The sequence below is a fragment of the Microbacterium umsixpiens genome (assembly GCF_053543675.1).
In genome coordinates this window covers 1-5,275 of the sequence record NZ_JBLVOH010000106.1, presented here as the reverse complement: position 1 = coordinate 5,275, position 5,275 = coordinate 1, and the positions used below count along the sequence as shown (strand labels likewise).

General features: G+C 69.6%; 6 protein-coding genes. All 6 read left to right on the top strand.

Features of this window, described 5'->3' with window-relative positions:
- The coding region (locus ACNPM4_RS10790; RefSeq protein ID WP_448985684.1) for an ABC transporter permease at positions 1-796 on the top strand (796 nt) is incomplete at its 5' end.
- On the top strand, positions 796-2,688 hold the full coding sequence (locus ACNPM4_RS10785) for a dipeptide/oligopeptide/nickel ABC transporter permease/ATP-binding protein (RefSeq protein WP_262001495.1): 1,893 nt from the start codon (positions 796-798) through the stop codon (positions 2,686-2,688). The genes ACNPM4_RS10790 and ACNPM4_RS10785, both read left to right, overlap by 1 nt.
- Positions 2,685-3,479: an ABC transporter ATP-binding protein gene (locus ACNPM4_RS10780; protein ID WP_262001494.1), complete on the top strand. Its 795-nt coding sequence runs from the start codon at positions 2,685-2,687 to the stop codon at positions 3,477-3,479. Before ACNPM4_RS10785 ends, ACNPM4_RS10780 begins: the two co-directional genes overlap by 4 nt.
- A complete protein-coding gene (locus ACNPM4_RS10775) occupies positions 3,476-4,564 on the top strand; it encodes an aminotransferase class V-fold PLP-dependent enzyme (protein ID WP_448985681.1) in 1,089 nt (362 codons plus the stop codon). Before ACNPM4_RS10780 ends, ACNPM4_RS10775 begins: the two co-directional genes overlap by 4 nt.
- Complete coding sequence (locus ACNPM4_RS10770; RefSeq protein ID WP_091029766.1) at positions 4,561-4,950, top strand: RidA family protein; 390 nt, start codon at positions 4,561-4,563, stop codon at positions 4,948-4,950. The genes ACNPM4_RS10775 and ACNPM4_RS10770 overlap by 4 nt, the downstream gene beginning before the upstream one ends.
- Before the next feature lie 2 nt (positions 4,951-4,952).
- Positions 4,953-5,275 (top strand): hypothetical protein (locus ACNPM4_RS10765; protein ID WP_448985679.1); only part of this gene is annotated, 323 nt, incomplete at its 3' end.

Sequence of the window (5,275 nt, the reverse complement as noted above, 5' to 3'; positions counted from 1 at the left end):
CGCCGCCCGTCGTGCGGAGCTCGGCCTGGATGACCCGCTGCTGGAGCAGTACGGCCGGTTCATCGAGCGGATCGTCACCTTCGACTTCGGCGAATCGATCTCGACAGGCAACAGCGTGGCCGTCGAGATCGCCGCGCGACTGCCGTACACGGTGCAGCTCGGCCTCTACGCGTTCCTGCTGGCGATGCTCGTCTCGATCCCGCTCGGGATCTGGATGGCCGTGCGCACCGAGAACGGGCGCGGCGAGCGCACCAACGCCGCCTTCAACGCGATCTCCGGGTTCTTCGCCTCGATCCCCGACTTCCTCATCGCGATCTCCCTGGTGATGATCTTCGCGGTCGGTCTGCGCTGGCTGCCGGCCGCCGGGGGAGAGGGCGTGACCGCGTTCATCCTTCCGGTGCTCACGATGTCGCTCGGTCTCATCGCCGTGCTCAGCCGTCTGATGAAGGCCGAGACGACCCGGGTGCTGCGCGAGGACTACACGCGCACCGCCCGCGCCAACAACCTTCCTCCCCGCGTGGTGCTCTTCCGGCATGTGCTGCCCAACGTGATGACCGCCACGCTCACCTACTCGGGCATGATGCTGGCCTCGCTCATGGGCGGCGCGATCATCACCGAGACCGTATTCGGATGGCCGGGCATCGGCAACCTCTTCGTCAAGTCCATCGCCGTGTACGACTATCCGCTTCTGGAAGGTCTGGTGATCATCATCGCGACGTTCTCGCTCGTTGCCACCTTCATCGTCGATCTGATCCTCGCGAAGGTCGATCCCAAGTCTCTGATCCGGAGCAGCTGATGACCGAGTCCCTCACCACCACGCTCGGCACCAAGACGCCCCGACGACTGCTGCGGCGGGTGTTCCAGACGCCGGCGGGCCTGGTCGGGTTCGTCCTCGTCCTGTTCTGGGTGCTCGCCGCCCTCTTCGCTCCGTTCTTCCTCGAACCGCAGGCGAACGACTTCGACACCGCCAATCCGCTCGCCGGGCCCTCTCTCGAGCACTGGTTCGGCACCGACGCCCTGGGGCGCGACGTCCTGAGCCGTGTGCTCGTGGCGGCACGACTGACCTTCGCGCTCACCTTCGGTGCCGTCATCATCTCTCTCGTTCTGGGTGTGTTCATCGGGGTGCTCGCGGCCGTGCTCGGCAACGGTGCCCGCCAGGTGCTGTTCCAGCTGATCGCCGCGGCGACCGCGTTCCCCTCGATCATCCTCGCCCTGCTGCTGGCGACGATGCTCGGCCGCTCGGGAACCGCCGCGATGCTCGGTCTCGCGCTCGCCGGTGTGCCGTCGACCGCGCGACTGGTGGTCAACCTCACCGCCACCGTCGCGGGCGCCGACTTCGTCGGAAGTGCGCGCCTTCTCGGCGTGCCCAAGGGGCGACTGATGTGGCGCTACATCGTCCCCAACGTGGCCGAGCCGATCGTCACGCTCACCGTCGTGACCATGGGCGCGAGCCTCATGATGATGGCCGCCCTCTCGTTCCTCGGCATCGGAGTGCAGCCGCCCGAGTACGACTGGGGCGGGATGATCGCCGAGGCGATGAAGGACATCTACTCCACGCCCTGGACCACGATCGGCCCTGCCGTGGCGATCGTCTCCGCCGGGATCGGATTCAGCCTGCTCGGCGAGAAGCTCGCGGAGCTTCTCGACCCGCGGGGCGCGGTGATGACCCCGGGCCGGATGCTGCGCCGTCTCGCCCGCGACCGCGGCCGTGGTGGAGCACCCGCCGCCGAGATCGACGACGCACCGTCGTCGCAGGCCCCGAAGGGCGAGCTGCCGCAAGACGTGGTGCTCGGTGTGCAGAACCTGCGCGTCTTCACCGGCCACGGCGACGATCGGCGCGAGCTCGTGCGCGGGATCGACCTGATCGTCCGCCGCGGTGAGCGCGTCGGCATCGTCGGAGAGTCCGGCTCCGGGAAGAGCCTCACCATCTCGGCGCTCGCCCACATGCTCCCCGGCCTGCTCGAAGCCGAGGTCGACGCGCACACCTTCCTCGGCACGGATCTGCGCGGGCTCAGCCGTTCACGCCTCCGCCGCATCATCGGCGCGAAGATGCCGATGATCTTCCAGGACCCGATGTCATCGCTCAACCCGTCGCTCACGGTGGGGAGGCAGATGCGCGACAAGCTCGACGCCCACACCTCGTTGCGCGGTGCTGCGGCGAAGGCGCGCATGATCGAAGCACTCGAGAACGTCGGCATCCCCGAGCCCGCGCGGCGCCTTCGGCAGCATCCGCACGAGCTGTCGGGCGGCCAGCGTCAGCGCGTCATGATCGCGATGGCCACGCTCGGCGATCCGCAGGTGATCCTCGCCGACGAGCCGACGACCGCGCTCGACGTGTCGGTGCAGGCGCAGGTCATCGACCTGTTGAAGAAGCTCAACGAGGAAGACGGGACGGCGCTGGTGATGGTCTCGCACGACCTGGCGCTGATCAGCCAGGTCTGCGAACGCGTGATCGTCATGTACGACGGGCGCATCGTCGAGGAGGGCCCCATGGCCGAGGTGATCGGTGACCCGCAGCATCCGTACACGAGGGCGCTGCTCGGCGCGGTACCCGATCTCTCGGGTGGCACCGCGCACGAGCTGACCACGATCGACGACTACTCGTGGAACACGGACGAATACCGCGCCGCCCATCCGGTGCCCCGGCACACGGACTCCGCAGCGAGCGTCGCAGGAGGTGCACGATGAGCGGTCAGCTGATCGGCTCGGACATCCATGTCGTCTACGGGCGCGGCGCCACCCGGGTGCACGCCGTGCGCGGGGTGAGCGTCGCGGTCTCGACCGAGCGCTCGCTGGGCCTGGCCGGAGAATCCGGATCGGGCAAGTCGACGCTCGCCCGCGCCCTCGTGGGCATGAGCCGGCCCACCGACGGGCGCGTGGAATGGAACGGCGCCCGATTGGAGACGCTGCCCGCGCGCGGCGTGGGATCTCGTCCTCGCATCGTGCAGATGGTGTTCCAGGACCCGATGTCGTCGCTGAACCCGCGCATGACCGTGGGCGATGCGATCCGCGAGGCGCTGCAGGTCAACGACATCCCGGGAGACCACCGCACGGAGACGGTCCGGCTGCTGAACATCGTCGGTCTGAGTGCGACGGACGTCGAGAAGTATCCGTTCCAGTTCTCCGGCGGGCAGCGTCAGCGCGTGGCGATCGCCCGTGCGCTGGCCGTGCGACCCGAGGTGCTCGTCTGCGACGAGGCCACGAGCGCGCTCGACGTGAGCGTGCAGGCGTCGGTGCTGAACCTCCTCCGTGACATCCGCCGCGAGTCCGGGCTCGCGCTCGCCGTGGTGTCGCACAACCTCGATGTGCTGCGCTACCTCTGCGACGACATCGCCGTCATGCGGCAGGGCGTCGTCGTGGAGAACCGGCCGGCGGAGGACCTGTTCCGCGACCCGCACGATCCCTACACGCGGATGCTGCTCGACGCCGTGCCCCGGTTCTCGGTGACGCCGGGGATCGACCGGGGGACGGCCGCATGATCGACGAACGCGCCATCGCCGACCACTTCCCGCATCGTCCGCGCGGGTACTTCGATCACGCGGCGGTGAGCACGGTCCCGGTCGAGGTGGAGTCGGCCGTCGCCGGAGTCGCGCGCGCTCTCGGTCGCGGGACGCGCGGTTCGTCGGACTGGCATGAGCTCACGGATGACGTGTCGGTGCTGCTGGCGGATGAGCTCGGGGTCGCGGCGACCGCGGTCTCGGTGCTGGCGAACACCGGCACGGCGATCAACTCCGTGGCCCGCGCGATCCCCTTCGTCGGTGGAGACGAGGTCATCGTGCTCGCCGATGACTTCCCGAGCCCGCGGATGCCGTGGCACACGATCCCCGGGCTCTCCGTCCAGGAGGTCGCCACCACCGCGCACGCCGACCGCACGACGGCGCTCATCGCGGCGATCAGCCCGGGCACGCGGGCGGTCTCGGTGACGCACGTGCACGCGACGACGGGTGATGTTCTCGACCTTGCTCGGCTGCACGACGCGTGCGTGTCTGCGGACGCGCTCCTGATCGTGGACGGGGCGCAGGCGGCCGGGATGCTCCCCGGTGCCGCTCGCGACGCCGACGTCTACGTCGCCGCGTCGTACAAGTGGCTGCTGGCGGGATTCGGCGCCGCCGTGGTCGCGACCGGCGAGCGCTTCGACGACCGCGCGGTCCCGGGGCTCATCGGCTACATGAACGGGCCGCCCTCGCCGCGACTGGCCGTCGGCCACAGCAACCTGTTCGGCATGGCCGCGCTGCAGGCCGCGGCCCGCGTGCGGCAGGGGATCGGGCTCGAGGCCATCCGCGCGCACACGCTCTCGCTCGCCCGGCGCATCGCCGACGGAGCAGCCGACCTCGGCCTGCCTCCGGCCGTCGCCGAGCCCGCATCGGGCATCGTCAGCCTCACGGTGGCGGACGCCCCGACACTGACCGACCGGCTGAAAGACCGCGGAATCACCACGACCGTCCGGGACGGCGCCCTGCGCGTCTCGCCGTACCTGACGACGACCCACGACGACGTCGACCTGCTGCTGTCTGCGCTGACAGAGCTCGCGCCGGCACACCATCCCCATGGAGGACACTCATGACCACGCGCGCCACCCTCGTGCCGCAGCCCAAAGGCCCCTACGCCACGACCAGGCGGGTCGGCGACGTGCTCTACCTGTCGGGCCAGGGATCGATCGACGTGGCAACGGGCGATGCCGTGCTCGACGACATCGGCGCGCAGACCCGCCGCACGCTCGAGAACGTCGAGGCGCTGCTGCACTCGGAGGGATTCGCCCTCGAAGACCTGGCGCAGATCGTGTGCTTCCTCACCGACATGGATGAGTGGCCGGCCATGAACGAGGCGTATGCGGCGTACCTGAGCGATCGCGCCCACCCGGTGCGGACGGCGGTGGAGGTCTCCCGGCTGCCGTTCGGGATCAGCGTCGAGATGTCGTGCATCGCGCATCGACCGGCAGCTCGGGGATGAGCATGCCGCGGTTCGAGCTCGACCTCCGGCCCGTCGCGGACGGCGATGTGTGGACGGCGTTCGACGTGCACTACCTCGTCGACCTGCCCGCGGTGGCGGCGGGCGAGACGCTGCTCAGCATCCCGGAGGTCGTCGTCTCGATTCCGGCGACGCCCTACCGCACGGAGGATCTCGCCGTCTCCGACGACGCGGGGCCGCTGGTGCTCACGGAAGCCGAGCCCACGTCGGATTCCTCCGGTGTCTACCGTCACTGGGTCGCGGATCGCACGACGGAGGGCCGTGTCGAGGTCTCCTTCCGGGCGTCCGTGCGACCCCACGACGAACT